1 protein-coding gene and 2 pseudogenes are annotated in these 3,694 nt (G+C 60.9%); 1 reads left to right on the forward strand and 2 read right to left on the reverse strand.

What is annotated here, in order from left to right:
- Positions 1-894 precede the first annotated feature (894 nt).
- A complete protein-coding gene (locus GM910_RS26785; protein ID WP_246226405.1) occupies positions 895-2,037 on the reverse strand; it encodes an alpha/beta fold hydrolase in 1,143 nt (380 codons plus the stop codon).
- A 59-nt stretch (positions 2,038-2,096) separates the two neighbouring features.
- Here GM910_RS26785 and GM910_RS26790 point away from each other — a divergent pair.
- A pseudogene (locus GM910_RS26790) lies at positions 2,097-2,588 on the forward strand (IS110 family RNA-guided transposase); the annotation flags it as partial.
- A gap of 58 nt (positions 2,589-2,646) precedes the next feature.
- Here the strand turns inward: GM910_RS26790 and GM910_RS27535 are convergent.
- A pseudogene (locus GM910_RS27535) lies at positions 2,647-3,227 on the reverse strand (P-loop NTPase family protein).
- Positions 3,228-3,694: the final 467 nt, after the last annotated feature.

A 3,694-nucleotide genomic window follows, 5' to 3' on the forward strand; every position in this document is an offset into this window, starting at 1 on the left:
GCCGGTTGCTCACCCCGCGCCCCATGGCGTAACAGAAACGGCTGAAGCTCTAATCGCCGCTGGATGAAAGTTCAGTGGCAGGTCAAGCTTTATGCACTATGATCTGGGATATATCGACCTGGAGCAGAGAACCTTGCAGACCATCGACAATCCGTTCGGCACGAGATTGTCACCCATGTCTTAGGCACGTTCTGTTACCTATGTCTCCGGGCCGGACACAAGTAAAGCTGGTTGCGGGGGCGTGCAACCGTCGATATCAGCAGGGTCTTTTCTAAGCGGCGGCATAACCAAACACGAGCAGACGGGTTCAGATGGGCTTCCTGGATAAGCGAGGCCGTCAGATGGGATATCGCAACTCTACTCTTTACACGCTCAAATATGTCGCGGAGATGCTCGGCGAGGATGAGGAGTTTTGCGCGATTGCTCGGTCGAAATGTTCTCTGAAAATGGTTGCCTGAGCGCCTACGACGCCTATCCTGCATCCGAATTGAGCGAACCGATCGTCGTCAATGGAGGAAGTGGACGTCAAGGGAGCGCTAATTGCCGGACATTGAACGGGCACGCAATGAACGGCTCAAGCCGACCCGATTCGACCACTAGGGGCATCATCATCACCATGGCACAAGTTGACTCCTTCGAGACCTCGATGGCGGGTCTGTACTCCCGAAACCAGACAACGCGCAATCGCTCGAGCCCGCGGCAACTTCCTGGGAAGTGCGTCAGCCATAGAGCTCGACAAGCTCCCGCATGCCACGGATCAGTTGCTCCTGGTCGCCCCACCCAGAACCAATGATCGTTGCCGGGCAATTCACGGAACTTTGCGCCGGGAATGTTGGCGGCAAGAAATCGCCCCGCGGCGATGTGAACGGCGGCATCGTGCGACCGGTGCAGGACCTACCGAGTTTTCGGGAGTAGGTAGCGAACATCGGTGTCGCGCAGTGCTTCGAGCACACCGCGGACCGCACCGGGGCTCGAAGCCGCGCGCAGCAGCCCTGCCCACCACGACTCCGCCTGCCGGTCGCCTACGAGGCTCGGCGCAAAGGTGCTGATCTCAGCCGGGCCACCCCATTGCTTGACCAAGCGCTTATACCATAAATCGTACTGCTCGTTCGAGAGAGCATAGGGGTAGTCCGGTTCCCGGCTCCCCTTGGCGAGCGAGCCCCACAGCACGAGTCCGACGAGCCGGTCTGGATGGTCGACGGCAAAGCGGATGCATCCTGGACCTCCTTCCGAAGCGCCGGCCAGCAGCGCCTTCCGGCTCCCGACGGCGTTCAAGACGGCCAATATGTCCTCGCCTGTCGCTTCGACGGTGGGCCGCGCGCCTATGCGGTCCGAGAGACCGACGCCACGCCGGTCAAACGGAATCAGTCGTCCGATCCGCAAAGCAGATGCGATCCAGACGCACTCGATGTGGGAGACGAATCCCGGGACGACAACGATGTCAACAGAGCCGCTTCCGGCAGTCTGGAAAGCGATATGGACGCCGTCCACCGCCGCTACATAGCGCGTGAGTGGCACACGGGGTTCGGCGGACTGGCGCTGCTCCTCCATAAGAGCGATCGTCGCCGCGTCGGGCGGCACTCCCAGTTCTTCCTGAAGGATCCGAGTGCAGCTTCCCAACTGGCGCTCTGCCGCAGAACGGTCCCCGGCGGCCAGATGTGCGCTGATCAGTTGGCGGTGTGCGCTCTCGCTCAGCGGATCAAGGCCTACTAGGCGCGTGGCGTGGGCGACTGCCGCCCGAGGCTCGGCCGCCAAAATTGCCGCCTTGGTCAGACGCGTCAGCACCTGCATGAGACGGCTCCGCAGCGCCTCGCGCTTGAAAAACGTCCATTCCTCGAACTCCGGACTGTCAACGAGGGCGAAGCCGGCAGGAAAGTCGCTTCTATACAGCGCCGCCGCCGTTTCGAGATCGCCGCGATCGCAAGCGCGCTCGAAAGCCTGGGAATCGACTGAAACATCGAGCGACGAGGCGAGATGAAGGGACACGCGGTCGGCGCTGATCACCTCTTGCCCGAAGGCCACGCGAATCTTGTGCAACGTGCGCCGAAGCCTTGCCCTTGAGGTTTCCTCGTCGGCTCCGGCCAGAACAGCGTTGCGATGGTCTCGCGGGCGACCGGGCGGCGACGCGGCCGACGATGCGCTTCGTGCCGGTCAAGAGCGAGGCGCAATCGGACATCCAAGCCTTGCATCTGGCGCGCTCGCGTCTGGTGGCAGAGCGTACGGCGCTGATCAACCATCTGCGTGCGCTCTTGCTGGAGCGCGGGATTGTAGCCCCGAAGGGGTGGAAGCAGTTGGAGGCCCAACTGCAGGTGTTTGCAGACGAGGACGATCCCCGGCTATCGCCGCGCATGCGCCTTCTGGTCGAGGACTTGCGCGCCGAATGGCGCAGCCTTGATGAACGGATTGCCGCCTTCGATGCGGAGTTTGTGCAGATGGCGCGCGAGGACGAAGCAGTCCGTCGCCTTTCGACGGTCCCCGGGATCGGCGTCATCAACGCCACCGCGCTTGTTGCTGCGGTCGGCGACGCACACAGCTTCGGACGCGGTCGTGACCTTGCCGCCTGGCTTGGCCTGACGCCGCGTCAGGTCGTGGCGTGAACGACCGCAATCGAGAAGCGCTCGGAATGCCGCGAAGTGGCGCAACGTTTCACTTCGGTGAAGGACGTTCAGCAGAACCGCCGCCAGAAGCATCTATCGCCGTAGCCGAAGCCTCAACGACGTGCTCGATAAAGGCGGCGATTTCATTCCGACCGGACAAATGCCATCTGCGCCCGGCAAACGCCGCAAACAGTTTGGAGTGGCCTTCGAAGGAGTTCCAGTTTCTGGTCATGGTTCTGTATCCCGCCACCCAGTTGAGAAGGTCTTGAAACTGTTCCTGGCTTTCGCCGTATTGGGTGCCTCTCTGCTTGATGTTCGCGATGCACTCCTCTTCCGTCAGATCAATCCAGACCAAGGCGGTGACCGGCTGAAGACCACGTTCACCAGTTGCCCGTACACCCCCTCCATGATCCAAGTGTCGGCGTGAGCCGCCGCCTGGACATCGGCGTCCCTGACCGCCCTGTCGCGGGCGACGCCGCAACGGCCCGGCTCCCAATGCAGGTCGTCCAAGTGGATAGCTGGAACGCCGAGTGAATTCCCAAGCCGACGGGCGAGCCAGGTCTTTCCGCACCCGCCGTTGCCCATGATCAACGTTCGATCAAAGACCGCAGCCTCATTGCCCAATATAATTCTCCCGGTACGCTATGCCTCGCAACATAATCTCGTGAAGAAATCAGAAGTCTGCAACGGGAGTCAACTCCATTCGTAGTACAGCTCTGGAGACGCGCCACGAATGTCGGCAACTCGCGCGTCCCGCTGGTTCAAACGCTGTGCCGCGGAACGCCAGATATGAGAGTAGAAGGACTCGCTGGGGTGGGGTCCTCGTCATCGCTGCGCAGCAATCACCTTGCGGAGGATTGAATTCAAATACGCCGGTCGCTCAAACGACACATAGTGACCGCATTTCGGAACGATGTGAAGGTGTCCGCGCTGCGCTGAATCGGCCCGCGCTGCGCTCACTTTCGGGCCAGGAATGTTATCATCCGCGCCTGTTACAATGATAACCTACGTGTTTGATCCCGCATTTTGATGGTGCATTGTTTTCCCAGGAATGGAAGGATGCACTATGGGACAGGTTCTTCACGGCAGCGCCACAA

Origin of the sequence: Chelativorans xinjiangensis (assembly GCF_009812055.1) — a bacterium.
GTDB lineage: Bacteria > Pseudomonadota > Alphaproteobacteria > Rhizobiales > Rhizobiaceae > Chelativorans > Chelativorans xinjiangense.